This is a genomic window from Peribacillus sp. YIM B13472 (genome assembly GCF_042788005.1).
Lineage (GTDB): Bacteria > Bacillota > Bacilli > Bacillales > DSM-1321 > Peribacillus > Peribacillus simplex_E.
On the sequence record NZ_JBHZPG010000037.1, the window covers coordinates 17553 to 43615 of the forward strand.

Consider the following 26063-nt stretch of genomic DNA (forward strand, 5'->3'; position numbering starts at 1 on the left):
TGCTCTCGTCACTTTTTTGGTTTATAGCTTAACGATCGTCCTGCCTCTTGCTTCCCCTTTTAATAGGGTAGGAAGGACGTCAGGCAATTCTTCAAGTGAAATTTCCTGTTGAATGAGCTGTTCTAATTGCTCGAGTTTAAAGTCGGTGGCAAGGCGATGCCAAACTTTCAATCTTGTATCCATCGGGCAATTGACCGAATCGATCCCAAGCAGATTAACCCCTCTTAGGATGAATGGAAAGACGGTGGCAGGAAGGCTTGTACCAGCTGTCAATCCACTGACCGCCACAGCTCCGCCATACTTGATTTGGCTAAGGACTGAAGCTAACGGTTCACCGCCGACGGGATCTACCGCCCCGCTCCACTTCTGTTTGCCCAGTGCCCGCAGCTTGCCATCATAAACATCTTCACGCGATACAATGGTCGCCGCGCCGATTTTCTTCAAGTATCCATGTTCCGAATCTTTTCCTGTACTCGCCTCAACGGAATAGCCAAGTTTGGAAAGGATCGAGACTGCGAAACTGCCGACCCCGCCAGTTGCACCAGTGACGAGAACGCTCCCTTGCTCAGGGGTGATGTTGTTTTCTTCCAGCCTTAGAACCGATAAGGCTGCAGTGAAACCGGCCGTTCCGATGATCATCGCCTCTTTCATTGTAAGGCCATCAGGAAGCGGGACGATCCACTCTGCAGGAACGCGGGCAAATTGACTATAGCCCCCTGATTGGGAAACGCCAATCCCGTAGGAGGTCGCAATGACTTCGTCTCCTTCTTTAAAGCGGGAATCCTCAGATGAAACGACAACACCGGCCATGTCTATTCCCGGAACGATCGGATAGCTGCTGACAATGTTTCCATTTGGAATTGCTGCAAGGCTATCTTTATAGTTCACACCGGAATAATGAACACGGATGAGCACTTCGCCTTGAGGTAGATCATCAAGTGATAGTTGCTGAATGTTAACGGTGAATTGATCATCTTGCTTGTTCACTACTAATGCTTCAAATTGCTGTATCATGGTTCTTTCCCCCTTTTAATAATGAATCTATCCCATTATAAAAGAAAAAATATAGGAATGTATAATGATACAATTCGAAATAAGTAGCGCTTGCTTTTCTTTCTGCTTCTAAAAATGGTACTATTAGATTTGATTCAGTTCATATTAAAGGAGATGTTTTACATGGCTAAAAAAGGATACATACTTATGGCAAATGGAGAAAAGATCGAATTCGACCTTTTCCCGAACGAAGCACCTAACACAGTGGCTAACTTCGAAAACTTAGCAAACACAGGCTTTTATAATGGTGTAGTCTTTCACCGTGTCATCCCTGGTTTCGTAAGCCAAGGCGGAGATCCAACAGGTACAGGTGCAGGCGGAAGCGGCAAGCAAATCAAATGTGAAACAGAAGGCAACCCTCACAAACATGAGGCAGGAAGCCTATCGATGGCACATGCCGGAAAAGATACAGGCTCAAGCCAATTCTTTATCGTGCACGAACCACAACCGCATCTTAACGGTGTTCACACAGTATTCGGTAAAGTGACATCTGGACTTGAAACAGCCAAAGCTATGAAAAATGGCGATAAAATGGAAAAAGTAGAAGTTTTTGACGCTGAATGATGAAAGCGAAAAGAGGGGGCATTATGCTCCCTCTTTCTTTTTGCACTGTTCATGAGCGAAAACAGGGGAATGATAGAGTCATTTTGGCGTCATGCTTTCAGTGAAACGATATTTGACCTCTGTCAAGGTTTCTGAAATATCCCATAATCTTTTCGAAATTTCTTCATTATATAAGGAATCGATGATATCGTCTTTTCTCGGAAAGCCTTTTCTGCTCTTCTTTCCATCGGGTCCGATATACTCCCCGCCTGTTAATGTTGGTTCCGTTGCGGCATAAAGGGTAGGCAATGCTCCCATACTCGCCGGCTGGGTGATGGTTTTCGAAAGAAAATGCACGAATCTATTTATGGGTTTGCCAGATCCGCGAGACATGAGATTAGTATGGGAAAGGCCCGGATGACAGGCTATGCTCATCGGGTTTGCATCATGCTGGGTGAATTTATTCTGTAATTCGCGGGCGAAGAGCAGATTGGCCAGCTTGCTTTGCCCATAGTATTTCATTGCTTTATAACCATTTTCACCATTTAGGTTTTCGAAGTCTATAAATCCATTGATGGCGGCCAAGCTGCTCAATGTGATCACACGCGATTTTGGCGTAGAAAGGATACGCGGAAGAAGGAGGCCTGTCAAAGCAAAATGGCCGAGATGATTGCTGCCGAATTGCAGCTCGAAACCATCTTTCGTCTTACTGTATGGCGGAATCATCACACCTGCGTTATTGATGAGGACGGATAGAGAGTCATAGTTTTCCTGAAAGGAATCAGCAAAATGCCGAATGCTGCTTAAATCACTTAAATCCAGCTGCATCACGTGTACATTTGCCTTAGGATGGACCGATAAGATTCTATCGACTGCCTTTTCACCCTTTGAAGCATTCCGGACTGCAAGGATGATCTCTGCCCCCTTACCGGCCAGTGCAAAAGCCGTTTCGAAGCCAATTCCACTATTTGCACCAGTAATCACAATGGTTTGCCCCGATACATCTGCCATTTCTTCGCCATTCCACTTTTCAATCATCCAATCACACCTTCCCACACAGTCTATACCTATCATATACCCAAATAATTCCTATATGTCACATTCTGTGGCGGGAACATAATGCTGTATGCTATTTTTTTAAAAAAATTAGCCGCCCATTAAATAATCCATTATATTTTTCAAGATCAGAATGACGGTCACTATGATAAATAATACCCTTACATATGCCACTCCCTTCTTAATGGCGAATTTAGATCCGGCCAATGCACCTGCTATCATGGAGATCCCCATCGGTATTCCGTAGGAAAAGTTGACGGTATCAAGGAATATGAACATGATCAGTGCTGCCAGATTGCTTCCGAAGTTCAAAAATTTTGCATTCCCTGCAGAGTGCAAAAAATCAAAGCCAATCATTAAAAAGGCAAACAGAATGAAAGATCCCGTTCCAGCGCCCAAAAACCCATCATAAAAACCAATGGCAAATATAGCGAACGCAAATAGTGCAGCCTTTTGCCATGTGAGTTTATGGTAAGTCGATTTCTGTCCCCAGTCCTTTTTAAAAAAGGTATAAATGGCAATAGCTATTAATAGGACCAAGATCATGGGCTTTAATAATTCAGGCGAGACGAAATTAACAACCCAAGCGCCTAGCAGGGAACCTATGAAAATCAGTGGGAAAAGTTTGGAGACCAATCGGAAATCAACCTTACCTGAGCGAATGAAGGCAATGGTACTTGTTAAAGACCCCATGGAACTTGCTAACTTATTCGTTGCGATAGCTTGAGAAGGGGGAAGTCCTGAAAATAATAAAGCGGGTATGGAAATCAGGCCCCCGCCGCCTACCACAGAATCAATGAATGCTGCCAAAAATCCGAAAAACATCAGCAGCAAGAGTGTTGAAATTTGTATATCTTCCATCCAAGAAGCCCCCGTATCAATGGCATTATGGCTGAAATGCTTGTTTTGCCGAAGCCATAACCCAAGTTTTTCATTTAGTCACTATTTAAATAGTAACTAATAAAAACCGTTCTGTAAATAAGAACATTATGAGTCATACCTTTTGCAATCGAATAGATTTCGATAAGAGATTTGGTATGATAGGCATATAACTTACTAAAAGCACTAGGAGGTACTATGCAAGATATCATTCAAAAACTACAGTCTCTCGGGTTTAGTCAATATGAAGCAAAGGCTTATGTTTCTTTGGTTCGTCAAGGTCCAACCAGTGCCTATCAAGTAAGCAAGGAATCAGGAATTCCCAGGGCCCGCATCTATGAAATATTAAATGGACTGCAAGAAGAAGGAATCGTCTTAAAAGAGGAAATCAATGACTCGATACAATATTCACCGCTACCAGTCGATGTGTTTCTGGAATCGGTTCAATCAAAATGGAACGATACCTATCAATCCATCAGCCATACACTGAAACAATTCGAGAAAATCGAACCGATGTCCGACAATCGTGTAATGACGCTTAAGGGTGAAGGGCACATCCTTTCCTTTTGCCGTACTTTGATTCAAAAAGCCGAGAAAAGGGTGGTGGTTTCCTTATGGGACGAGATGTATGGAAAACTTGAACAAGAGCTAAAAGGGATTGCTGCGCATTGCACTCTCAAGGGGATTGCATTTCAGGTTGAAAATCCATTATCAGGTATAGATATACATCGCAAAACAAGCTATGTGGAAAATATCGGAGAAAACAAATGGTTCATCTTATCCATCGATGGCAAGGAGACGATTTACGGCCCTTCTCCGGAAATGAGAGAAACGGCGTTTTACACAGATGATCCCATTCATATCAATTTTCTCGAAAATTACATTTGGCATGATATCCTCGTTAACCGCTTGGTTAAAAAGGATGAAGAAGATACCGAGAAATGGATTTCAAGTGAAAGAGACAGGTTTTTCTCCCTATAAGATTTGAAAAAAGCTGATAACCCCCTTGCAGGGAATATCAGCTTTTTTATTTTTGTACCAGAATCATTCGGATAAAAGGGTTTTAGGAAGTCTGATGGCTGTGGGCAAGCTGGATTTATCTCGATAAGACCTGTAAGACACAATCGGATGATTATGCGCTTGAACATCCAACTGGAGAACCTGTGAGCTTTTGATTTCCAAATAGTACGTAACGTCTTCTTTTTGTAAATGATAAAAAGAAAAAGGTATCCCTAAAAGGTTTTTCCTGATTAGTTTTGTTTCAGGCTGATTGATGATGTGCTCACTCAATTCCGCTATCGTAACAGGGGTTGTTCCTGTAATGGCTGTTATTTTTTCTTTTGCATAATCGACTGCATGACTGAAGGTGACGGCAAGATTCTTCAACATTCCGTTCATGGGGGGCATCTCCTTTTTATTAGGCTATGTTTGTAGTATGGTACGTGGTTAATGCTTTATGCAAAAAAATACGCACTGATGATATAGAAATGTCACTTTATGAACATGATTAAGAAGTGTGCAACGAAATCAAAAAAGGCAATCAAGGAAGGACAGAGAAAATGTCAATGAAGGTCAAAGCATGAAGAATAAAAAAATTTATATGGGCCTGCTTTTCATCGCAATCCTCGCTTTTTCAATATTGTTCATTCAATTGAATATCGATGTGAACTCCAGAGAGGAAAAAGGGAAAGACGCCGATGCGGATAGTCATGAGAAAATAGAAAAATTGCTGAAAAAAATGACGCTTGAAGAAAAAATCGGACAGCTTATGATGGTCGGTTTCAAGGGAACTGAAAAGGGCAATGAAATTACGGAGCTTATCGAACAAAAACATATAGGAGGCGTCATTTATTTTGACCGCAATATGAAATCACCTAAACAAGTGGCTAGGTTATCCAATTCGCTTCAGCAAACGGCCAATCAAAGTACACATTCGCTTCCATTGATGGTGGCCATCGATCAGGAAGGCGGGGACATCATCAGGATGAAGGAAAGGGTATCACCACTCCCTGCGCAACAGGATCTTGGGGAAAATGCCTCTATTGAAGACGTGTACAAGGTGGCCAAATTGAATGGAACAGAACTTGGATCCATGGGGATTAACATTAATTTCGCCCCTGTACTAGATCTATCGCAAACGGATAAACGTTCATTTGGGAAAGATCCCGAAAAGGTCTATCAATACGGAAAGAAAGCCATTCAAGGCTTGAACGATGTATCGATAACTGGTGCATTGAAGCACTTTCCTGGAAACGGACGCAGCGAAATCGATCCGCATGTCGAAACATCCTCCGTGGAGGCAAACCAACTTGATTTGGAAAATTCGGATATTTATCCTTTCAAGCAAATCATAAGTGAAATGGATAACCAAAAGTTTTTCGTGATGGTGACCCACATTAAATATCCAGCCTATGATAAAGAAAAACCAGCAAGCCTTTCTAAAATCATCATAGAAGACCTGCTTCGGGGGAAACTCAAATATGAAGGACTGGTCGTTACCGACGATTTGGAAATGGGTGCTGTGAACAAGTATTACTCCTATGAAGAGATGGGGAAGCAGGCAATCCTTGCAGGAGCTGATTTATTACTTGTCTGTCATGAATATTCCCATGAGATTGAAGTATATAACGGATTACTGCAAGCAGTGAAAGCAGGGGAAGTTCCAATGGATAGAATTAACGAGTCAGTGAAAAGAGTGCTGACATATAAACTTTACAATATGAAGCAATCGAAAGCTGACCCGGAACAAGCTGAAAAAGTGGTGAAAAATCCCGAAAGCATAAAGTATATCGAAAGCCTGGGCGATGATGAATAAAAGCGAAACCACTCTCTCAAAAGATGCTTTTGTTTAAATCAGTTGATAGAGGGAATACTATATATGACTAACTTGAAGGAGGAAACTAACATGCCATCAAACAAAATGCTTGGAACCGTCCTGATAGGAGCAGCCGCATTTTTAATGCGGAATAAGAAAACCCGTGAAAAAACGATGAGTCAAATAAGGTCCCTAGCCACACCGGAAACCATTGATAAGGTTAAGAGCCAATTCCAATCAATGACCAAAACAAAATCAAGTAACCCATCCGTACGTTAAGGTGGAATAACCCCATTAAGAACTATTTAATGGGGCTTTTTTAATTGCTTAATATCCTCTTGGTGAACAATTAAAACGATTAAAATCCAGCAGTGAACTCATCAAGCCGGTAAAAGGAAAAAGGAAAAGCACCCGTTTCTTTCGAAGACCTTGGAAAGGTTTTTCAAAAGTACAAGTGCTTTCATGAATGGTCAATGATCATTCAGCTTCATCTTCACCGTCATCTTCTTTATTGAACCAAAGAGGGTCCTCATTATCGACTTCACCATTATAATTAATCAGGATTTCTTCTCCTGCTTTTATGTCGGTGTAAGCAAAGAAATCAAACGTATGATTCTTGAAGTTTATGTCATACGTAGCGTTGGGTGTATAAGAATGATTAAACAGCATGCCATAACCTAAAAGCATGGCAGTATGGTTAATTCCATATTCAAACGCATAATCAGCCAGCAATGTCTTCTCTATGAAAACATGCTCCTCGTTCGGATAAGCAATGACAGGTGCCTCATGCAAAAGCTCACCTTTTTTAATGTCTCGTGTTGCGAATACGCCTCTATTGAACTCACCATCACTTAGTGTGGAAGTTTTAACTTCAATCATGTTCGTCACCTACTTGTTCTATTCAATATAGTCCAGATTATCTAAGCTTGACAGTTAATAAGAAGAAAAGCAACTATTTTACGGAATTAATCAATTTTAGCAAACGGCACGATTGTTTTTTATTGAGGTTCTATCGGTACCGTAGGACGGAATTCTTCACATGAAGGACGAAAAAAGGTAGCGAACAGCTGAAATAATCGGGATAGCCCCGTTTATCAATTACAATAAAAAAACACCTCCGCTAGAAGTGAAGCTAGGGAGGTGTCGGTCATATAGGTAAATCCCTTAATTCACACCGACAGCTGTAAAGGCATTTTTGACAGCTGTGACTTCTGCACTGCTAGAACCGTATAAATCAGAGGCCGCTTGGACGACTGCCGCTCTGGCTTGTGAAAATGTCGACGAGGAAGTTAAATAAATCGTGTTTGCCCGGTAAAAGATGGTTCCCAGTTTATCGATGCCAATCCCGGATACGCTCACGCCATAGTGAGTTCCGCCTGCAGAAATCAAATAGGCCGCCTTATTGATGATTCCGCTGTTCGTGTGGACCCCGCCGTTATCACCAGTTCCCGTATAGCGGTTCGAATAATGGTCAGGGTCACCATTCAAAGTTGGATTAGCCATTGAACGGAGTGCATCACCGGAAATGTTAGGTGTGTAAATATCTTCTCCGACCAAATAATCGGCTTTGGCACTTTGGTTCTTGAATTCGACGACGGTGCCAAATATATCAGAAATCGCTTCATTCAAAGCACCGGATTCATTCTGATAGGTAAGGTTCGATTCCGAGGAAGTCACGGCATGCGTCAGTTCATGTGCAACGACATCCAGACCGCCGGACAATGGGATGAACGTCGTGCCATCTCCATCACCGTAAACCATTTGGGTGCCATCCCAGAATGCATTATTGTATCTTGAGCCATAATGAACGGTTGATTTCAGGATGGTTCCATTTCCATCATAAGAGTTCCGGCCAAATGCGGATTTATAATAATCATAGGTTTTACCCGCATAATAATGGGCATCAACCGCAGCTTTATCGGTAGAAGTAGTGAAAGCATTTGTCGTGTTGGAAAAGAGTGTACCAGGCAATCTTGAACGGTTATTGGCATTATAAGTGTAGATGCCTTGACCGCGTGTATTGTCCTGTAAATAGTATCGGCCGCTGGATAAGGTAGTGTTCAATGACACGGTATTGTTTAAGACGCCGGTGCCCGTTCCGACGGAATTGGTCCCCGTCACTTCATCTAGTGTATTAAATTTATTCAGGATTTTACCTGTTTTGACTGATATGAAATAATTATGATTTCCTGGTTCAGGACTTAAGAATTTCAAATTGACTTTATATACATAATCGGCCTTGCCTTCATTTGCGTATACATATAGGTCAGATTCAGGTGATTGTTCGTAGGCAGGAGTGAACCCAAGATCCGCTTCAGCTATTTTGATAGCTTCGGATTTACTGATGCCTTTTTTAGCCTTTTTCCCTAATTTCGTGTTTAGATTGGCCTCAACCGTACCCGACACGACCGTCAATACACCTTTAGCGTCAATCAATACTGCTTGTGTGGAATTCCATACAGGTACGCCTTTATAGGTTTGTTGCAATTTAAGGACGGTATTGCCTAGTTCATCCTTGCTTTCTTTCTGGATCGTGAAGGAGTCTTTCGCCTTTTGCTTTTCTAGCTTGTAAGACTTTTTGTTTTCATCAAAAAAGGTAAGAATGATATCTTCTGCAGTTTGCTTTGATGGGTCCGTAAGTTTCCCAGACTTGTACTCTAGGGAATCCTTATGCTTATTGTACTTTTCAACACTTAACACATTTTTTGCCGCTAAAGCTTCTTGATGGGGGATAGCAGAAAATAATAGACCGAGAGATAGTGCGGTTCCTAAAAATACCTTACCTTTCATAACACTCAACTCCTTCATGAGAATACCTCATTTTTACATCGTTTCATAATTATTATCAAATGGAGAAAACTCACAAAAAATATGACATTTTAAGGAATAAAATGGAGAAAAATGGATTTTAATAGAAATGTTCTCTGAATATATTCTTTTAGTAATATTTGGAATGTATTTAAATTGAACCAAATGAATAAAAGTGCAAAAAAACATGGCGTAAAGTGCAAAGAATCGTGGCGTAAAGTGCAAAATATTTCGTCAAATAAATGGCTAATTTGTTGAATCGTGCGGGTTTTAAATTTGGCATGAAAATTGCATATATTCAGAAAAGGAATTCGAATTGTAAATTAGATCTATTTGAAAGTCTATGAAATAGGAAAATTTATTAAATGGATTTCCCATATATGAAAGCGCTTATGTAGAAAGGGATGAAAATTTATGATACCAAAACAAGCACATGACATCGTTCAACAACCTTCGCAGCAAGAAGGACAAGAACTAAAGCGCGGTTTAAAATCCCGCCATTTAACGATGATTTCCATTGGCGGGGCTATTGGCACCGGGCTGTTTCTTAGCAGCGGGGCAGCCATTCATACAGCTGGGCCAGGCGGTGCATTACTTGCATATGCCCTAGTTGGGGCAATGGTTTACTTTGTGATGACGAGCCTAGGGGAACTGGCAGCCTTTATGCCGACAAGCGGCTCATTCAGTACCTATGGATCGAAATTCGTCGATCCGGCATTTGGTTTTGCCTTGGGATGGACGTATTGGTTCAATTGGTCGATGACGATAGCGGCAGAGTTGGCAGCCTCGACTATGATCATGAAATTCTGGTTTCCGAATAGTCCATCATTGTTATGGAGTTCATCATTCTTGGTGCTCATTTTCCTATTGAACTATTTATCCGTTAAAGGATATGGTGAAGGGGAATACTGGTTTTCCTTCATAAAAGTAACAGCCATCGTTATTTTTATAATCGTCGGGCTGCTAATGATTGTCGGCATTATGGGCGGCGAAGCAGTAGGCTTTAAAAACTTCACCGTCGATGACGCGCCTTTCCCGGGTGGGTTCATGGGTGTCTTCATCGTGTTCATAGCAGCTGGCTTTTCTTTTCAAGGTACCGAAATTGTCGGTGTGGCAGCGGGGGAAAGTGAAGATCCTGCACGGAATATACCGAAGGCCATTAAAAGTGTCTTCTGGAGAATCTTGCTCTTTTACGTATTGGCAATCTTTGTAATAGGGCTTCTTATCCCTTATACGAACTCAAGTTTACAAGGTGATAACGTCATGGTAAGCCCATTCACGCTCATTTTTGAAAAAGCTGGAGTGGCCTTTGCCGCTTCGCTTATGAATGCAGTCATTTTAACAGCGGTATTATCTGCAGGTAACTCTAGTCTATATGCATCTACGCGTATGCTATATTCAATGGCAAAGGATGGGCAAGCACCGCGTATTTTTGCAAGACTTAATAAACGCGGAGTACCGGTTGCAGGAATGGTTTTGACATGTTCCATCGGTATGCTGGCCTTTTTAGCCTCCGTATTCGGTGATGGTAAAGTGTATATTTGGTTAATGAATGCCATTGGAATTACAGGATTTATCTTTTGGCTCGGCATTTCCATCAGTCATTACCGTTTCCGGAAAGCATTCATCGCTCAAGGCCATTCATTGGAGAAGCTGCCATATAAAGCATTATGGTTCCCGATAGGACCGATCTTTGCCATTTTAATTGGTCTGATCGTCATCCTGTCCCAAAATATCCAAGCCTTTTTCTCAGACCAGATTGATTGGGGCAGTGTTATAGCGGCATACCTGGGAATCCCGCTTTTCCTTGGTCTATGGTTTGGCTATAAACTGATAAGAAAGACTAAGTTCGTTAAACTTGATGAAGTCGAGTTTGACTTTGACAAAAAATACGAATGAACAAGCTATAAGTAAAATCAGCCGGACAATGAGTTTTAAATTGTCCGGCCTTTATTTGTGATCTATTGGCTCATTATCAAAAGCTAGGAAGCTGATTCCTAGCTTTTTATTTTTATTAAATGGAAATTTATACAAATATCGTAGGAGGTGTTATATGATAATCGTAAACTCTGCTAACTTGCATGTACAGAACGACGGGGAAAGCTTTTAATTTTTTCATTGGAAAGGGAAGGTGCACGGCTGATGACCTTATTGACTCATTTAAAAGTATTGGACTTTTCAACGTTACTGCCAGGCCCATTTGCCACTTTGATGCTAGCGGATTTAGGAGCGGACGTTTTGAAGATAGAGAGGCCGGGAGCAACGGATTCATGGGGTGTGAACCAATATCTAAACAGATCGAAGAAGTCGATCACACTTGATTTAAAACAATCTGAGTCCATCGAATCCGTAAAAAATCTAGTGAAGGAATACGATATCGTCATTGAACAGTTCCGTCCAGGTGTCATGGAACGCCTAGGACTGGGCTATGAGGCATTAAAATGGATCAATCCGAAGCTGATTTACTGTTCCATCACGGGCTTCGGCCAGACCGGTCCCTATAAAGACCGACCGGGACATGATATCAATTATATTTCGATTGCAGGCTTATCAGGCTATTCCGGTACGAAAAAGGGCGGCCCGGCTAAAAATGGAACCCAAATAGCAGATCTTGCCGGAGGATCACTGCATGCTGTTATCGGTATATTGTCTGCTGTCATTCACAGGGAAAGAACGGGATTCGGCCAAGCCATCGACATCAGCATGACCGACTGCAGTTTTGCCCTGAATGCCATATCCGCACCTCTGAATTTACAAGGGGGACTCGAGCTTGAACCAGAAAAACTGATGTTGAATGGAGGATCCTTTTATGACTTTTACGAAACGAAAGATGGACGCTATTTTTCGGTAGGAAGCCTTGAGCCCCCTTTTCGAAAAGCCTTATGCGAAGCGATCGGTGCACCCGAATTGTATGAACTGAGCATGAAAAGCGATGAAGAGAGCGGAATCAGGTTTAAAATGGCAGTCCGACTGGCTTTCCTTGAAAGAGACTTTCATGAATGGCAGGAAATATTCGCTGATTTCGAGGCGTGCGCAGAACCAGTGCTGACCTTCACTGAAGCGGCCGAACACCCCCAATTGAAGGAGAGGGGAATGATCATCGAGGTACCGGACGGAAAAGGAAATGCCCTGAAGCAAATCGCCTGCCCAATCAAAACATCGGCTTTCACCCCTGAATATAAACATGCAGGCTTGAGGCCAGGACAAAACAACCCAGAAATTCTTCACACCCCCAATCGCTAAATAAAGATGTAAAGGCTATCACTTTTCCGAGTTTTTTTGGAAGGGGATAGCCTGTTTTTTGAAGGTCGAATTAAGCAGAAGGAGAACAAATTATCCTCTTATCACTTGTGGAAAGCAACATATTACTACTGTGAAAATTTGCTAGTTATAACTATTTTGGACAGGGTATCAGAGTAACATCCTGGTAAAAGGGTTTTTGAGAAAATTGCTCTGGTAAGGAGGATTGATTAAACATGTTTGGTCTCTCTGATATCATTAAATTTCTATTTTCCTTTTTTTTGATCATGCCGATCGTTACTCTGATACATTTGAGCGGGCATATTTTCTTTGTTACGATCTTTGGGGGATCAGAAAAGAAAATCTTGATCGGTTGTGGTAATAAACTTTTTGCTTTTCGGAACATAGAGGTGAGGAAATATTATTTTTGGAATGGGACTTGCGAGTTCAAGGGATTGAAACATGATAATCGATTGACGAATACGCTGATATATTTAGGGGGGGCTATCTTTAATTTAATCAGCATGCTGATCATCTATAGCTTAGTGTATCAGAATATCCTGGACAGCTCGGTGATCTGGTATCAATTCATCTATTTTTCTTTTTATGTTTTGTTTTTCTCCTTGTTTCCGATGTATTTCTCGGACGGGTCGCCCAGTGATGGGAAGGCTGCGGAATTGGCCTTGAGGAACAAGCTGGAAGATAGGGTGACGGATGATATATTTGTGAAGAAAATGGATGATGAAGATAGCTGCAAGTAAAAAGGGGACGTGCTGGTGGCCGTTCTTTTTTTGTTGCTTTCGGATTTAGGATTTATCATAAGGCTAAAAATCTAGCCTTATGATGAATGTTTATATAACGGTCTAGGATTTTATGGACTGTGCTATTTTACTGCTTGACGATGAACTTGAAGGGACCAGAACAATGACCATGGCAATGGCAACCCCTGTTGCACCGATCCAGGTTATGGAAGCAAGTGATACTTGTTCTACAGCAACACCGCCAATTCCAGCACCGGCCGCCATGGCCAATTGCATTATCGACTGATTCAGACCGAGCATGACTCCTGATGATTCAGGCTCAAGGGTTGCTAAATGATATTGCTGTGTCGGCCCTGATGACCATGCTGCGAACGACCATAATGTAAGGATTGTCAAAACGCCCAACAATGAATTCGTAACGATGGATAACATGATGATCATCACAATATGCAGCGCCATACCGCCAATTAGTGTATATGATACACCCCATCGATCCGTACTATATCCGCCAAACTTTGATCCGATCAGGCTTGCGATACCGAATATAAGCAAAGCCGTGCTAAGTAGAGAGTCACTTATCCCCGATACGGATAGCAGGTAAGGGGATAGATAGGTATAAGCTATCGAGTATCCGCCAAGCCAGAAAAAGGTTATCGATAATCCAAGGGCAACTTTCCTTTTTTTAAGAAGGGCCAGCTGCTGGAGAAGTGGTACTGGTTTATCCCCTTTGATAGGAGGAATGGTAAAGAATAAAACGATCATGGCAATCAGGCCGAATAGGGCGATTCCGCCAAAGACGGATTTCCACCCGAATGCATCCGTCATGATTCTTCCGAGAGGTACGCCAATGATAAGGGAAGCTGTAAACCCCATGACAACTGTCGCAATAGAACTTGCTTGTTTATCTGGCGGAGCAAGCTTAGCGGCAATATTCAGAGCGGTGACTACAACCAATCCTGCACCAAGTGCCATGATTATGCGTGCAAATAGAAACGGTCCAAAGCCTGGTAATAGAAAGGCAAGCAGATTGGCCACTACAAATAGTCCAAGGGAATACAACATTAATTTTCGTCTGTCTAAACTTGCTGTCAAGGCCATAAGAATGGGTGTGCCGATTGCGTAGACAAGGGAGAAAATTGTAATGAGCTGTCCTGCGGCAGCGAGGGTCACTCCAAGAGAATGCGCAATCTTATCCAAAATCCCGGATATGATGAATTCGGATGTTCCTACTAAAAAACTGATAATCGCCAACATGTAAATTTTCCATGTATTAAGCAAAATAGATTCACTCCTCATTAATGATCAATTTTATATAAAGACATATCGCAATATGTTGATATGTATGGATAAAAAAATAAACATATCGCGAAATATCGAACTGTTAGGAAAAAAATGAACCCAACCCTCTAAGGTACGGATCAGGTTCACTTTCATACTTCTTCTTTCAAGAAATCAGTAATTTTTGAGATGGCATCTTCATCTCGTTTGTAATACGTAAACTTTCCTATCCGCTCCGTTTTAATCAATCCTGCTCTAAGGAGCATCGAGAGGTATTGAGAGGCCGTGGATTGGGTCATGTTTAATTTTTCCGTAATCTGACTTACACAAACGCCGGTTTCCTTCATATCTATTCCCTCATGAGGGGTGAAGTGGAGTTCAGGCGCTTTGAGCCATTGTAAGATTTGCAACCTGGATTCGTTGGATAATGCTTTAAATATCTCGATTGTTTTCATACATTTCATTATATCGAGAATTATCGATATGTCAAATGATTAATAAAAAAAAATCATTCCCATACTTCTTTTGCTACATCAGCGACGAATTTCAGCTTTTCCCATTGCTGTTCTTCGGTCAGCTTGTTGCCGTGATGGGTGGAGGCGAAGCCGCATTGCGGGCTTAAACATAATTGTTCGAGAGGAACGAAGTGCGAGGCTTCTTTAATGCGTGCCTTAACAGCTTCCTTGTCTTCGATTTCTCCATTTTTTGAAGTGACGACACCCAGTACGACCCGTGCACCGCCATTTGGAATGTATTCCAGTGGTTTGAAATCCCCTGAGCGTTGATCGTCATATTCCAAGAAGAATCCATCCACTTTTTCTTTTGCCAATAATGTTGGGGCGATACGGGCATAGCTTCCTTCAAACGCCCAAGTCGACTGGTAGTTTCCACGACACAGGTGGGTAGTGACGACAAGGTCCTCTGGTTTGCCTTCCAATGCGCCATTAATTACACGAAGTGCAAGATCGATTAACTGTTCCCTCGTATATTTTCCATCTTTGAACTGGAAATCTGGAGCTGAAAGCCTGGCAATATATACATCATCCAATTGAAGATAACGCACACCTGCTTCATAAAAGGCCTTCAAAGCATGCTGATACGCTTTGATGATATCATTAGCATAGTCTTCAATATCAGGGTAGATGTCTTCATTATGAATGCCTACAGCAAATAATTGATTCGGACTGGGAATCGTTTGCTTGGCAACGGCACGTCCGTTCACGATTTTGTTCAATTCAATGAAATCACGAATGAAGGGATGTTCGGGATTGAATGAAACCTTCCCGGTATTGCGAACGTTATATCTCTCTGTTTCCACACCATCGAATGTGAGACCTTTTTCAGTAACATATCCCTCGATGCCATTTAAATGTTCGAGGAAGTCAAAGTGCCACCATGTTCGTCTGAACTCACCATCCGTCACTGCCTCTAATCCAACTTCAATTTGTTTATTGACAATCCGATTGATTTCTTCGGTTTCAACTTCACGAAGCCGCTCTGCTGAAATGGTACCTTCCTTAAATTGCTTTCTGGCAATATGTAAACGTTCTGGTCTTAATAAACTTCCTACGTGATCGGCCCTGAATGGTGCTTTCGTTAATGTGATTGACATGTTGCATTCCTTCTTTCCTTTTAAAAATAAAAAACCTCTTCTTGAAAATAAGAAGAGGTGTTGGCAGCAAAGCGATATACTCTTCTTATCTTCAAGTTTTTACACTTCTGGAATTAGCACAGTACATAAATAGTCTGTTGCTGAGGCATCAAAGGGCCAGTCCCTCCACCTCTCTGGATAAGAGTTGTCTATTAAATTAATTATGACTATACAGGTAGTTTTTATAAAGGTCAAGTGTTGAAGGTGGAAGATTTAGAATATACCGATTATTAATATGGGTTGAAATGTTAACTACATCAGGGAACCCGGCATATGCTATAACCGACGTTCAGTAGGAGCGGCAGGAGGGGAATGCAAGGGTGAGTACATTCAGTCCATTCAAAAATGGCATACCGATAACGGTAACTGCAGCCATGATAGAGAAAATCTTAAGAATGAAATCATATGGTCAAGATATTAAAGTCGAGATTACGCCAAAGCATATAGTGCTTTCCGGAACGATGGAAGTGAAGAAAATGATGTTTAAGAAAAACGTAGCTTTCCGGATTACATTAAAACCGGTTCATGTGGAAAAAAGAACGATTTTATTTGAATTAGTGGAAATGGAACCAATTGACAGGAATTTCATCAACCAAAGGATATTTAACAGACCGCCATTTTTTGAATTTGAAAAAAGAACGATCAAAATGAATGTTAATGCTTGGAACATCGTGAGAAAAATTCCCGTTGGCACAATTAAATCGTATGAACTCGTCGAAGGCGCATTGAAAATGAAACTTACTTTATGATGGAGGTTACATACATCCTTAGCCGAAAACTATAAAGGGTGTGCCATGTATGATAGTGTTATGGTGACATTGGTCATGAAAAAATGTGTTTGATAAATCAAGCTCTTTAAAATATACTAAATGACTTGAAGTTTTGAGTTTTTCTGGGAATGAGGAGGATAATGATGGATCAGAAGATTTTGCCTGCGTCAGCAAGCATGAAGGATTTCGAAAGATTTTTAGAAAGTTCCTATGAAATAGGTGTGTTTCTTGATTTGCATATATCACAATTGAAAAACGTAAGTATGATGGCAAAGCAGCATAATAAGAAAATGATTTATCATGTCGATTTGATCCATGGCATAAGAAGTGATGAGTACGCGACAGAATTCATTTGTCAGGAATATAATCCATATGGGCTGATTTCGACTAAATCAAGCGTTATATTGAAGGCGAAGCAAAAGGGGGTCATTGCCATCCAGCGAATCTTTTTAATAGATTCACATGCGCTTGAGAAAAGTTATAAGCTGGTGCAGAAAACCAAGCCGGATTATATCGAAGTATTGCCGGGCGCTATGCCATGGATGATAAAAGAAGTGAAGGAACGATTGCAGACACCGATTTTTGCAGGCGGCCTCATACGTACTTCGGATGAAGTCCTGAACGCCCTTGATGCAGGAGCATCGTCAATTACCACTTCCAAAACTGAATTATGGGATATCGTTTAATAGGGGAACTAAAAAAATACAGAAAAATAGGATTAATTTTTCACAAAATATTGACAGCGTTTTCATAAACTAGTATATTTTACAGTACAAGTTAATATATGTGACGGAGACTAGGAGATTCACAACAGATCTATTCATAATTTTTTTTATGAAGATAGTTCTGCTGTGGGTCTCCTTTTATTTGTTGGCAAGGTTTAAAAATTTATCAGGGGAGGGGTTTTATTCATGACTCCATTTTGGGGAGAAGTGTTAGGTACGATGATATTAGTTTTATTCGGAGCGGGCATTGGGGCTGGTTCATCCTTAAAGGGATCCTATGCAAAAGATGCCGGCTGGATCGTTATCACGATTGCGTGGGGATTGGCTGTTACCATGGGTGTTTTTGCAGTGGGTTCCATAAGCGGGGCGCATTTAAACCCGGCGGTCACAGTAGGGTTTGCCATTATTGGGGAATTTCCTTGGAGTGATGTGCCCGGTTACATCGTGGCCCAAATGATTGGTGCAATCCTTGGAGCAACTCTAGTATTCCTGCACTATTTGCCACACTGGAAAGCTACGGATGATCCAGGAGCGAAGCTTGGTGTGTTCGCGACATCACCTGCGATCCCGCACACATTTTCAAATCTATTAAGTGAGATGATTGGAACTTTCATCCTTATTCTTGGTTTATTATTTATAGGTGCCAATAATTTTACAGAGGGTCTAAACCCATTCGCAGTCGGGTTATTGATTGTCGTGATCGGGATGTCACTTGGGGGAACGACAGGATACGCGATTAACCCTGCCCGCGATCTGGGACCGCGCATCGCTCACTTTTTGCTGCCGATACCGGGTAAAGGCAATTCGAATTGGGGCTATTCATGGATTCCGGTCGTTGGACCGATTATTGGGGGTTCACTTGGTGCCGTTTGTTATAAAGCATTCTTTATGGGAGAAATAACAGCAGGATTTTGGTCTGTTTTGGGTGCAAGCCTGGTACTATTGATATTAGCCTATGCATTTGGTAAAAAACAGTCACATGAATTGGAAAGCAGAAATATTGCCAGTTAATTAAAAGGAGGGGCATACACAATGGAAAAATACATTTTATCATTAGATCAAGGAACAACGAGTTCCCGGGCGATTTTATTTAACGAAAAGGGGGAAATCGTCCATTCCTCCCAAAAGGAATTCACGCAGCATTTCCCTAAACCGGGCTGGGTCGAGCATAACGCCAATGAGATTTGGGGATCGATCTTGGCGGTCATTGCCGGTGTACTCTCTGAATCCGGTGTAAAGCCAGAGCAAATTGCCGGGATCGGGATCACCAATCAGCGTGAAACGGCAGTCGTTTGGGATAAGGAAACAGGTACCCCTGTCTATAATGCGATTGTATGGCAGTCCAGGCAAACAAGTGAAATCTGTGATGATTTGAAGGAAAAGGGACTTAACGATCTATTCCGGGATAAAACGGGATTGTTGATAGATGCTTATTTTTCCGGAACGAAAGTGAAATGGATCCTCGATAATGTGGAAGGGGCACGACAAAAGGCGGATGAAGGGAAGCTGTTATTCGGTACCATCGATACTTGGCTGATCTGGAAGCTATCAGGAGGCAAGGCTCATGTAACGGACTATTCCAATGCATCCCGGACATTGATGTACAATATCCATGAACTGAAATGGGATGAAGAACTGCTCGAGATATTGACTGTACCAAAGTCGATGCTGCCGGAAGTGAGGCCTTCCTCTGAAGAGTATGCACGTACGATCGAATATCATTTCTTCGGCCAATCGATTCCGATCGCCGGGGCAGCCGGTGATCAGCAGGCAGCATTATTCGGCCAAGCCTGCTTTAATGAAGGAATGGCTAAAAATACGTATGGAACAGGCTGTTTCATGCTCATGAATACAGGGGCCAAGGCTGTCAGTTCCGAACACGGACTATTGACGACCCTTGCCTGGGGACTGAATGGGAAGGTCGAATATGCACTCGAAGGCAGTATATTCGTAGCGGGCTCCGCAATCCAATGGCTGCGCGACGGCCTGCGGATGCTTCATGATGCCAAGGACAGCGAAGGCTATGCAAAACGGGTGGAAAGTACGGATGGAGTATATGTGGTACCGGCTTTTGTAGGACTTGGAACTCCATATTGGGACAGCGAAGTGCGGGGAGCCGTTTTTGGTTTGACGCGCGGCACATCCAAAGAACATTTCATTCGTGCCACACTTGAATCACTGGCATATCAAACGAAGGATGTCCTTGATGCAATGGAGGCGGATTCAGGAATCGAGCTCCAGACATTAAGAGTGGATGGCGGGGCAGTCAAGAATGACTTCTTGATGCAATTCCAAAGCGACTTATTACGGGTGCCTGTCGAGAGGCCGACCATAAACGAAACTACAGCATTAGGTGCTGCATACTTAGCTGGCCTTGCTGTCGGGTATTGGAAGGATCAAGAAGAAATCTCCCGGCAATGGGCGGTAGACAAAACCTTTGAACACTCCATGGAAGAGCAAAATAGTGAAAAATTATATGAAGGCTGGAAAAAAGCTGTACATGCCGCTATGGCATTTAAATAAAAAACAAGATGTATTCTTTCTCAAATGAGCTGGAGTATGCTATAATGAAATCAAGTTAATAACTCGGCCGGAGAACAGGAGAGACCATGAATGCGTTATCGTAAATTCGATAATGTCATTTATGGTCTCTTTTTTTGTTTTTAATGGCAGATTAGGGATATTAATATCTATATAAACTATGCGAACAAATGAACCAATTGAATATAATGACCAAACTCACGAGTAAACCGTGTGAATTCACGAGTAAAGCGTGCGAATTCACGAGTAAAAGTGCAGAATTCACGAGTAAACCGTGTGCATTCACGAGTAAACCGCACGAATTCACGAGAAAAGCGCGAATTCACGAGTAAAAGTGCAGAATTCATGAGTAAACCGCACGAATTCACGAGTAAAGCGCGAATTCACGAGTAAAGTGCAGAATTCACGAGTAAAGCTGCGAATTCACGAGTAAAAGTGCAGAATTCACGAGTAAAGCGTGCGAATTCACGAGTAAAGCGTGCGAACTCACGAGTAAAGCGCACAAATTCACGAGAAAAGCGCGAACTCACGAGTAAAAGTGCAGAATTCACGAGTAAACCGCACAAATTCACGAGTAAATGCAGAATTCAAGAAAAAAATAGAATGCAATACTTATAGGAGGAGTCAGGCATGAGGTTTTCAAATATATATCGGGAAGAAACGATCGAACTTCTGAAAAAAGAGAAATATGATGTGGTTGTCATTGGCGGGGGAATTACCGGTGCAGGGATCGCCCTGGATGCAACGGCCCGTGGAATGAAAGTGGCTTTGGTTGAAATGCAGGACTTTGCAGCAGGTACTTCAAGCCGCTCGACAAAACTTGTTCATGGCGGATTACGGTATTTGAAGCAATTTGAAATAAAAATGGTTGCCGAGGTTGGTAAAGAGCGGGAAATCGTTTATGAAAATGGACCGCATGTTACCACGCCGGAATGGATGCTGTTACCGATGCACAAAGGAGGTACCTTCGGGAAATTCAGTACCTCCATTGGACTTCGGGTATATGATTTCCTTGCAGGGGTAAAAAAAGCTGAACGCAGGAAAATGCTTTCGGCGGAGGAGACACTAAAACGGGAGCCTCTCGTTAAGAAAGTGGGACTAAAGGGCGGAGGCTACTATGTTGAATATCGGACAGATGATGCACGTCTTACGATTGAAGTCATGAAGGCGGCTGTCGATAAAGGTGCAACACCGATAAATTATACAAAAGTAGATAAATTGTTATATGACAATGGCAAGGTGAATGGCGTCCAAGTTGCCGATTTACTTTCAGGGGATGCTTATGAAATATACGCAGACAAAGTTATTAATGCAGCAGGTCCGTGGGTCGATTCCATTCGTGAGAAGGACCAATCGAAAAAAGGGAAAACGCTGAAGTTATCCAAAGGTGTTCATGTGGTCATCGACCAATCGAAATTCCCGTTGAAGCAGGCTCTTTATTTTGATACGCCTGATGGCCGGATGATTTTTGCCATCCCGAGAGCCGGTAAAGCTTATGTAGGGACTACGGACACTTTTTATGATGGTGATCCTGCAGTGCCGACCGTTACTTCCGAAGACCGTGCCTATTTATTAAAGTCCATACATTATATGTTTCCAGAAGTGAACATTACGGATGATGATATCGAATCAAGCTGGGCTGGAGTAAGGCCGCTGATTCTTGAAGAAGGGAAAGATCCTTCTGAGATATCAAGGAAAGATGAAATATGGGAGTCCGATTCTGGCCTTATCACGATTGCGGGAGGGAAATTGACCGGTTATCGCAAAATGGCAAAAACGACGGTCGACCTTTTGGCAGGGAAGCTTGCCCAGCAATCCAATAAAACTTACCCAGCCAGCAGAACTAAAGGCATGCCGATTTCCGGAGGGGATGTCGGGGGATCAAGCAACTTCTCCTATTATATCAAGCAACATATTCAAATGGGAGTTGACTCAGGACTCGATGTTAAGGACTCGGAAGTGATATTGGCCATGTACGGGTCCAACGCACCTGTGTTATTCGATATCGCAAAAAGCGAAGGAGACGGAGGGGCAAGCAGGGGCCTTCCAAAGAAATTGTTCGTACAGCTAAAATACGCACTAGATCATGAAATGGCCGCAACTCCAGTGGATTTCTTCTTCCGCAGGACGGGGACGCTATTATTCGATATCGATTTAGTCCAAACGCATAAACATGCAGTGATCGATTATATGGCTGGATATTTTGGATGGACGGAATCAACAAAAATGGAGAGAACCAATCAATTGGAACAGGAAATATCGGGTGCGATTAGAGTATCTTGACCTATATGCAAAAAAGCATGACGCCGGCGGAATCGCTGGCGTTTTTTTAAATTCGGGAAGGAAAGAAAAATAGATACTATCATGTTAGGTTTCCTGACCCGAAAACTATTGTTTAATTCTTCAAGATGAAATATAATCATCGATAGATAAGTTTGAATTTTCTAAATATATTCTAAGGGGGAACATGATTGTCTGAGTTTATTACGGCTGTAAATGGAGTTTTATGGAGCACACCTGTCATTTATATTTTATTGGGAGTAGGTTTAGTATTCTCGATTTTAACCCGTTTTCTGCAAGTGAGGCATATAAAGGAAATGGTCGTTTTGATGTTCCAAGGAAAAAGTTCGGAAGCGGGGGTTTCCTCATTTCAAGCTTTATCCATAGCACTTTCAGGGCGGGTCGGTACAGGTAACATTGCAGGAGTCGCGACGGCTATCGCTTTTGGTGGCCCTGGTGCCGTTTTTTGGATGTGGGCCATAGCCTTCATTGGAGCATCAAGTGCATTCGTGGAATCCACTTTAGCTCAAATATATAAAGTCAAACAAGACGGTCAATATCGAGGGGGCCCTGCCTATTATATTGAAAAGGGAATGGGCGTGAAGTGGTTTGCTGTCCTTTTTGCATTCGCTGCACTAATAGCCATGGCTGTGCTGATGCCTGGTGTTCAGTCCAATTCAATTGCTGCCGGTATGGAGAACGCATTTGGAATTCAACCTGCAATCACGGGTGTAGCTGTCATTCTATTACTTGGTTTCATTATATTCGGCGGTGTAAAAAGGATAGCTAATGCTGCACAAATAATCGTGCCATTCATGGCCCTGGGCTATATAGCACTATCTGTAGTCATCGTCCTAATGAATATAACAGAATTACCAGGTGTCATTTCATTAATATTCAGAAGTGCCTTCGGGATGGACTCTGCATTTGGCGGGCTAATCGGGATGGCGATAGCTTGGGGAGTGAAACGCGGCGTTTATTCGAATGAGGCGGGACAAGGCACAGGGCCTCACCCGGCTGCTGCCGCAGAGGTGTCGCACCCGGCAAAACAGGGTCTTGTCCAAGCGTTCTCGGTTTATATCGACACATTGTTCGTTTGTTCCGCTACGGCATTCATGATTTTATTTACAGGCATGTATAATACACAAGCGGAAAATGGTTCATATATCGTCAATAATTTGGGAGATGTAACACCTGGTCCAGGGTACACACAAGCGGCAATCGATAGTGTAATCCCAGGTTTTGGTGCTGGCTTTGTTGCAATAGCCCTTTTCTTCTTCGCCTTTACGACTATCATGGCCTACTATTATATTGCAGAAACGAATATTGCCTATTTAATGCGCAACCGGAATAGTAAGTGGGCCATGCTGGCATTGAAACTTGTCATACTTGCGGCTAGTTTCTATGGAACCATTCGTACGGCAGAGCTGGCTTGGGCATTAGGTGATGCTGGATTAGGGATTATGGTATGGCTCAATGTCATTGCCATTTTAATTCTGGCTAAACCTGCGCTTATTACGCTAAAGGATTACGAAAAGCAAAAGAAGGCAGGGGTGGATCCAGTTTTCAATCCCAAATCTTTAGGCATAAAAAATGCCGATTTTTGGGAGCATGAATACACCGGTGACAAGGAAAATGTTTCTTAAAGGAAGATGCCCTTATATTAATTTAATATAAGAAGATACATGAAAAACCAGCTCTAGGTATTTGAGAGCTGGTTTTTTATAGTTTTGCGATAACCAGGGGGGATGATAGGTTAGCTAAACTTGCTCAAGAAATTGCGAACATAACCAGTGAAGTAATCGGCCATGATGTGCTTATTACTGATAAAGACGGAATGGTGCTTGGTTCAAGTGATAAGTCGAGAATCGGCACATTGGTATCAAGCTTTTCTTGGAGCCATTTTTCGTCGTAGGGAAATGACTCACTAACAATCGCGTTATTCATCCGAAGACATTCCTTTTAGTTTGCGAACATTCGCTTCAATTGCCGACCATATTGGATTGGAAACACCAGTGATGGATTTCCATGATCACCTTGGGGGAAATTCTTGTTGGCGGCACTCCGCAAAGTGGTGGGACCATTGAAACTCTTGTTCTTAGCAAACTATCGAAAGAGGAAATTATGGAGTTCGTACTGGGACGCATAAAGTTTCCGGATAAGGTAAGTCCACTTAAATCGTAACAAGACGAAACTGTAAACCTTTTGAAAATAGGTGAAACATGTATAAGGAGAGAGGAAACCGGCAGACCTGGCCGAGTTTCTTCTCTCCTTAGCTTGTTGAATCTCCCGAACTCAAAAACCGGGGATGCTCTTTAAGATCTTTGCTTTATAAGCTGTAAATCGATGTATAGTTGCATTCTCGAATGAAAGTCATCAAAATTGATTGAGGTGAGATCGGTTATTTGATTCAATCTATATTTCAATGTGTTGGTATGAATGTATAGCTGTTCAGCTGTCGGTTTGATCCGGCAATTGTTCAACAGATATATTTCCAGTGTTTGAAGGAGTTTGGTTTGGCTTTCCTGGTCCTTCTTTTGAAGAATCTCTAAATCCGTATTGATATAATTCGTTTTAGTATGATGGTTGGAGATCATTTCGAGGTAACGGAAAATCCCAAGCTTGCTATATTGGAAGGGAAGCTGTTCAGGTTCACCGATGAACTTGGCTGCGTTGATCACTTCCAGGGCTTCGAGATAGGATTTTCTTAATTGAAGAATCGAAGAGTACTCATTTCCGATTCCAAGGAATACCTTTTTGTCATTGAATTGGGAAAGAACGGTGTTCGTTAAATCACTGGCGCTATCGGTAAGCAGGTCTTTCCCTTTTCCGTTGCTGCCAATCAAGACGATGATCTTCAATTGGTTTGTGAATACATGGGTAAAATGATTCAATGCATTGGCGAAAAGACTGACTGTATCCGCTAATTCATCGAAATGTTCCGCATCGGATTGAGCGATGGTAAAGACATTGACAAGGAATGTTTCCGGAATGAGAAGTCTCATATTGGCGGCTTCCCATTTTATTTGATTTTCCGTTTGATAGACTTCGTCAATGACCTTTTGATAAAACTCATTTTTTTCTTCATCTTTTTTCATGTTTATCTGTTTTTTCTGATAAAGGAGCTTGCCGATATGATGGGAAACTTCATGTAAAAATTCCAAATCGGAATCAGTCATCATTTCCGTTTCTTGGACCCAAATGAATCCGAAGACCTGTCCTTTGTGGACGGCGCTCACAACGACTCTTTGATTTAATCCGATTTCCTCGATTTGTTTCACCCTAAATGGATGCTCCACGGTTTTAAGTTGTTCGACAATGCCCTCATCCATGAATTTTTCCAGAATTGGAATCGGCCAATGCTTTGTGAAGATGGTTTGCCGATTGGCTTGGTCGAAGTGTTCGATATAATATGAACTATATGCCAGCAATAAAAATTGGTCATTTTCGATGACGACTGGTTTTTTTAAATAAGTGCTGACCATATCCGTTATATCGTTGATGTTTGTGAGAGTCAGAATTTTTTCTAATGACATATATGGCCCCCTGTAGTTTTTTGAAGTATATGACAACTTAGTTTAATAATACTTTTAAAGTAATGATGTGTATAGGGGGCAAGAACAAAGAAGGAACGGTATATGAAAAAATACCGTTCCTTTTAGG

Annotated in this window: 26 protein-coding genes and 1 riboswitch; of the genes, 14 read left to right on the top strand and 12 right to left on the bottom strand. The window is 42.1% G+C overall.

Translation table 11 applies throughout. The features are described from left to right. Positions 1-21: 21 nt before the first annotated feature. Complete coding sequence (locus tag ACFX4I_RS21900) at positions 22-1014, bottom strand: NADPH:quinone oxidoreductase family protein (RefSeq protein WP_377422972.1); 993 nt, start codon at positions 1012-1014, stop codon at positions 22-24. Between the two features lie 162 nt (positions 1015-1176). On the opposite strand from ACFX4I_RS21900, the gene ACFX4I_RS21905 reads away from it, so the two are divergent. Beyond that, positions 1177-1617, top strand: a complete 441-nt coding sequence (locus tag ACFX4I_RS21905) for a peptidylprolyl isomerase (protein WP_063234129.1) — start codon at positions 1177-1179, stop codon at positions 1615-1617. 78 nt (positions 1618-1695) lie between these two features. On the opposite strand, the gene ACFX4I_RS21910 is transcribed toward ACFX4I_RS21905, so the two are convergent. Both ACFX4I_RS21910 and ACFX4I_RS21915 read right to left on the bottom strand, forming a co-directional pair. After that, the gene (locus tag ACFX4I_RS21910; protein WP_377422975.1) at positions 1696-2634 is read right to left on the bottom strand and encodes an oxidoreductase; all 939 of its coding nucleotides are present in this window, start codon (positions 2632-2634) and stop codon (positions 1696-1698) included. A gap of 108 nt (positions 2635-2742) precedes the next feature. Continuing rightward, the gene (locus tag ACFX4I_RS21915; protein WP_192206862.1) at positions 2743-3513 is read right to left on the bottom strand and encodes a sulfite exporter TauE/SafE family protein; all 771 of its coding nucleotides are present in this window, start codon (positions 3511-3513) and stop codon (positions 2743-2745) included. Between the two features lie 216 nt (positions 3514-3729). On the opposite strand from ACFX4I_RS21915, the gene ACFX4I_RS21920 reads away from it, so the two are divergent. After that, positions 3730-4512, top strand: a complete 783-nt coding sequence (locus tag ACFX4I_RS21920) for a TrmB family transcriptional regulator (protein WP_377422977.1) — start codon at positions 3730-3732, stop codon at positions 4510-4512. Positions 4513-4575: 63 nt separating this feature from the next. On the opposite strand, the gene ACFX4I_RS21925 is transcribed toward ACFX4I_RS21920, so the two are convergent. Then, positions 4576-4929 (bottom strand): hypothetical protein, encoded by a 354-nt coding sequence (locus tag ACFX4I_RS21925; RefSeq protein ID WP_377422980.1) that lies wholly within the window; start codon positions 4927-4929, stop codon positions 4576-4578. A 181-nt stretch (positions 4930-5110) separates the two neighbouring features. Between ACFX4I_RS21925 and nagZ the strand changes: the two genes are divergently transcribed. Together nagZ and ACFX4I_RS21935 are read left to right on the top strand one after the other, a co-directional pair. Continuing rightward, on the top strand, positions 5111-6346 hold the full coding sequence (gene nagZ / locus ACFX4I_RS21930; protein WP_377422983.1) for a beta-N-acetylhexosaminidase: 1236 nt from the start codon (positions 5111-5113) through the stop codon (positions 6344-6346). Between the two features lie 90 nt (positions 6347-6436). Further along, a complete protein-coding gene (locus ACFX4I_RS21935) occupies positions 6437-6625 on the top strand; it encodes a hypothetical protein (RefSeq protein WP_252278885.1) in 189 nt (62 codons plus the stop codon). Positions 6626-6823: 198 nt separating this feature from the next. On the opposite strand, the gene ACFX4I_RS21940 is transcribed toward ACFX4I_RS21935, so the two are convergent. Next, positions 6824-7225, bottom strand: coding sequence for an SET domain-containing protein (locus ACFX4I_RS21940; RefSeq protein WP_192206858.1), 402 nt, complete (start codon positions 7223-7225; stop codon positions 6824-6826). 285 nt (positions 7226-7510) lie between these two features. After that, entirely contained in the window at positions 7511-9136 is a 1626-nt protein-coding gene (locus ACFX4I_RS21945; protein ID WP_377422985.1) for a M4 family metallopeptidase, read from the bottom strand. Between the two features lie 432 nt (positions 9137-9568). Between ACFX4I_RS21945 and ACFX4I_RS21950 the strand changes: the two genes are divergently transcribed. From ACFX4I_RS21950 to ACFX4I_RS21960, 3 genes are all read left to right on the top strand, one after another. Then, positions 9569-11053 (top strand): amino acid permease, encoded by a 1485-nt coding sequence (locus ACFX4I_RS21950; RefSeq protein WP_309519706.1) that lies wholly within the window; start codon positions 9569-9571, stop codon positions 11051-11053. Between the two features lie 243 nt (positions 11054-11296). Then, positions 11297-12397, top strand: coding sequence for a CaiB/BaiF CoA transferase family protein (locus ACFX4I_RS21955; RefSeq protein WP_377422988.1), 1101 nt, complete (start codon positions 11297-11299; stop codon positions 12395-12397). Between the two features lie 233 nt (positions 12398-12630). Then, positions 12631-13155: a hypothetical protein gene (locus ACFX4I_RS21960; RefSeq protein ID WP_230302456.1), complete on the top strand. Its 525-nt coding sequence runs from the start codon at positions 12631-12633 to the stop codon at positions 13153-13155. A 102-nt stretch (positions 13156-13257) separates the two neighbouring features. Here the strand turns inward: ACFX4I_RS21960 and ACFX4I_RS21965 are convergent, their stop codons facing one another. The 3 genes from ACFX4I_RS21965 to ACFX4I_RS21975 form a co-directional block, all read right to left on the bottom strand. Continuing rightward, positions 13258-14433 (bottom strand): MFS transporter, encoded by a 1176-nt coding sequence (locus ACFX4I_RS21965; protein ID WP_377422991.1) that lies wholly within the window; start codon positions 14431-14433, stop codon positions 13258-13260. A 152-nt stretch (positions 14434-14585) separates the two neighbouring features. Beyond that, positions 14586-14888 (bottom strand): ArsR/SmtB family transcription factor, encoded by a 303-nt coding sequence (locus ACFX4I_RS21970; protein WP_057278291.1) that lies wholly within the window; start codon positions 14886-14888, stop codon positions 14586-14588. A gap of 53 nt (positions 14889-14941) precedes the next feature. Next, positions 14942-16045 carry a 5-methyltetrahydropteroyltriglutamate--homocysteine S-methyltransferase gene (locus ACFX4I_RS21975; protein ID WP_230302454.1) on the bottom strand — a complete coding sequence of 368 codons (1104 nt, stop codon included), beginning with the start codon at positions 16043-16045 and terminating at the stop codon, positions 14942-14944. An 82-nt stretch (positions 16046-16127) separates the two neighbouring features. Next, positions 16128-16229: riboswitch (SAM riboswitch) on the bottom strand. Between the two features lie 175 nt (positions 16230-16404). Between ACFX4I_RS21975 and ACFX4I_RS21980 the strand changes: the two genes are divergently transcribed. The 4 genes from ACFX4I_RS21980 to glpK all read left to right on the top strand — a co-directional run bounded on the left by ACFX4I_RS21980 (position 16405) and on the right by glpK (position 20102). Continuing rightward, on the top strand, positions 16405-16833 hold the full coding sequence (locus ACFX4I_RS21980; RefSeq protein ID WP_283932303.1) for a hypothetical protein: 429 nt from the start codon (positions 16405-16407) through the stop codon (positions 16831-16833). 164 nt (positions 16834-16997) lie between these two features. Further along, positions 16998-17540 carry a glycerol-3-phosphate responsive antiterminator gene (locus tag ACFX4I_RS21985; RefSeq protein ID WP_048683275.1) on the top strand — a complete coding sequence of 181 codons (543 nt, stop codon included), beginning with the start codon at positions 16998-17000 and terminating at the stop codon, positions 17538-17540. 225 nt (positions 17541-17765) lie between these two features. Further along, complete coding sequence (locus ACFX4I_RS21990) at positions 17766-18590, top strand: MIP/aquaporin family protein (protein ID WP_076368047.1); 825 nt, start codon at positions 17766-17768, stop codon at positions 18588-18590. Positions 18591-18611: 21 nt separating this feature from the next. Continuing rightward, positions 18612-20102, top strand: a complete 1491-nt coding sequence (glpK, locus tag ACFX4I_RS21995; RefSeq protein WP_230302452.1) for a glycerol kinase GlpK — start codon at positions 18612-18614, stop codon at positions 20100-20102. 176 nt (positions 20103-20278) lie between these two features. Here the strand turns inward: glpK and ACFX4I_RS22000 are convergent, their stop codons facing one another. Together ACFX4I_RS22000 and ACFX4I_RS22005 are read right to left on the bottom strand one after the other, a co-directional pair. After that, on the bottom strand, positions 20279-20467 hold the full coding sequence (locus ACFX4I_RS22000; RefSeq protein ID WP_377422994.1) for a hypothetical protein: 189 nt from the start codon (positions 20465-20467) through the stop codon (positions 20279-20281). A 36-nt stretch (positions 20468-20503) separates the two neighbouring features. Further along, positions 20504-20671, bottom strand: coding sequence for a hypothetical protein (locus tag ACFX4I_RS22005; protein ID WP_377422997.1), 168 nt, complete (start codon positions 20669-20671; stop codon positions 20504-20506). 79 nt (positions 20672-20750) lie between these two features. Here ACFX4I_RS22005 and ACFX4I_RS22010 point away from each other — a divergent pair, with 79 nt between their 5' ends. The 3 genes from ACFX4I_RS22010 (at position 20751) to ACFX4I_RS22020 (ending at position 24315) form a co-directional block, all read left to right on the top strand. Further along, positions 20751-22403: a glycerol-3-phosphate dehydrogenase/oxidase gene (locus ACFX4I_RS22010; RefSeq protein ID WP_230302451.1), complete on the top strand. Its 1653-nt coding sequence runs from the start codon at positions 20751-20753 to the stop codon at positions 22401-22403. Between the two features lie 188 nt (positions 22404-22591). Then, positions 22592-24046, top strand: coding sequence for an alanine/glycine:cation symporter family protein (locus ACFX4I_RS22015; protein WP_230302450.1), 1455 nt, complete (start codon positions 22592-22594; stop codon positions 24044-24046). Positions 24047-24213: 167 nt separating this feature from the next. Further along, positions 24214-24315: a hypothetical protein gene (locus tag ACFX4I_RS22020; RefSeq protein WP_355482901.1), complete on the top strand. Its 102-nt coding sequence runs from the start codon at positions 24214-24216 to the stop codon at positions 24313-24315. 400 nt (positions 24316-24715) lie between these two features. Here ACFX4I_RS22020 and ACFX4I_RS22030 read toward each other — a convergent pair whose 3' ends face one another. Next, on the bottom strand, positions 24716-25936 hold the full coding sequence (locus ACFX4I_RS22030) for a PucR family transcriptional regulator (RefSeq protein ID WP_283932300.1): 1221 nt from the start codon (positions 25934-25936) through the stop codon (positions 24716-24718). Between the last annotated feature and the right edge of the window lie 127 nt (positions 25937-26063).

Bases quoted from the DNA above. Each gene is read 5' to 3' on its own strand.
- ACFX4I_RS21905 (WP_063234129.1), top strand. From the start codon at position 1,177: ATGGCTAAAAAAGGATACATACTTATGGCAAATGGAGAAAAGATCGAA.
- ACFX4I_RS21915 (WP_192206862.1), bottom strand. From the start codon at position 3,513: ATGGAAGATATACAAATTTCAACACTCTTGCTGCTGATGTTTTTCGGA.
- ACFX4I_RS22030 (WP_283932300.1), bottom strand. From the start codon at position 25,936: ATGTCATTAGAAAAAATTCTGACTCTCACAAACATCAACGATATAACG.
- ACFX4I_RS22010 (WP_230302451.1), top strand. From the start codon at position 20,751: ATGAGGTTTTCAAATATATATCGGGAAGAAACGATCGAACTTCTGAAA.
- ACFX4I_RS21955 (WP_377422988.1), top strand. From the start codon at position 11,297: ATGACCTTATTGACTCATTTAAAAGTATTGGACTTTTCAACGTTACTG.
- ACFX4I_RS21910 (WP_377422975.1), bottom strand. From the start codon at position 2,634: ATGATTGAAAAGTGGAATGGCGAAGAAATGGCAGATGTATCGGGGCAA.
- ACFX4I_RS21960 (WP_230302456.1), top strand. From the start codon at position 12,631: ATGTTTGGTCTCTCTGATATCATTAAATTTCTATTTTCCTTTTTTTTG.
- ACFX4I_RS21950 (WP_309519706.1), top strand. From the start codon at position 9,569: ATGATACCAAAACAAGCACATGACATCGTTCAACAACCTTCGCAGCAA.
- ACFX4I_RS22000 (WP_377422994.1), bottom strand. From the start codon at position 20,467: ATGAATTCTGCACTTTTACTCGTGAATTCGCGCTTTTCTCGTGAATTC.
- ACFX4I_RS21935 (WP_252278885.1), top strand. From the start codon at position 6,437: ATGCCATCAAACAAAATGCTTGGAACCGTCCTGATAGGAGCAGCCGCA.
- ACFX4I_RS21925 (WP_377422980.1), bottom strand. From the start codon at position 4,929: ATGAACGGAATGTTGAAGAATCTTGCCGTCACCTTCAGTCATGCAGTC.
- ACFX4I_RS21970 (WP_057278291.1), bottom strand. From the start codon at position 14,888: ATGAAAACAATCGAGATATTTAAAGCATTATCCAACGAATCCAGGTTG.
- ACFX4I_RS21985 (WP_048683275.1), top strand. From the start codon at position 16,998: ATGGATCAGAAGATTTTGCCTGCGTCAGCAAGCATGAAGGATTTCGAA.
- ACFX4I_RS21945 (WP_377422985.1), bottom strand. From the start codon at position 9,136: ATGAAAGGTAAGGTATTTTTAGGAACCGCACTATCTCTCGGTCTATTA.
- glpK (WP_230302452.1), top strand. From the start codon at position 18,612: ATGGAAAAATACATTTTATCATTAGATCAAGGAACAACGAGTTCCCGG.
- nagZ (WP_377422983.1), top strand. From the start codon at position 5,111: ATGAAGAATAAAAAAATTTATATGGGCCTGCTTTTCATCGCAATCCTC.
- ACFX4I_RS21900 (WP_377422972.1), bottom strand. From the start codon at position 1,014: ATGATACAGCAATTTGAAGCATTAGTAGTGAACAAGCAAGATGATCAA.
- ACFX4I_RS21940 (WP_192206858.1), bottom strand. From the start codon at position 7,225: ATGATTGAAGTTAAAACTTCCACACTAAGTGATGGTGAGTTCAATAGA.
- ACFX4I_RS21990 (WP_076368047.1), top strand. From the start codon at position 17,766: ATGACTCCATTTTGGGGAGAAGTGTTAGGTACGATGATATTAGTTTTA.
- ACFX4I_RS21975 (WP_230302454.1), bottom strand. From the start codon at position 16,045: ATGTCAATCACATTAACGAAAGCACCATTCAGGGCCGATCACGTAGGA.
- ACFX4I_RS21920 (WP_377422977.1), top strand. From the start codon at position 3,730: ATGCAAGATATCATTCAAAAACTACAGTCTCTCGGGTTTAGTCAATAT.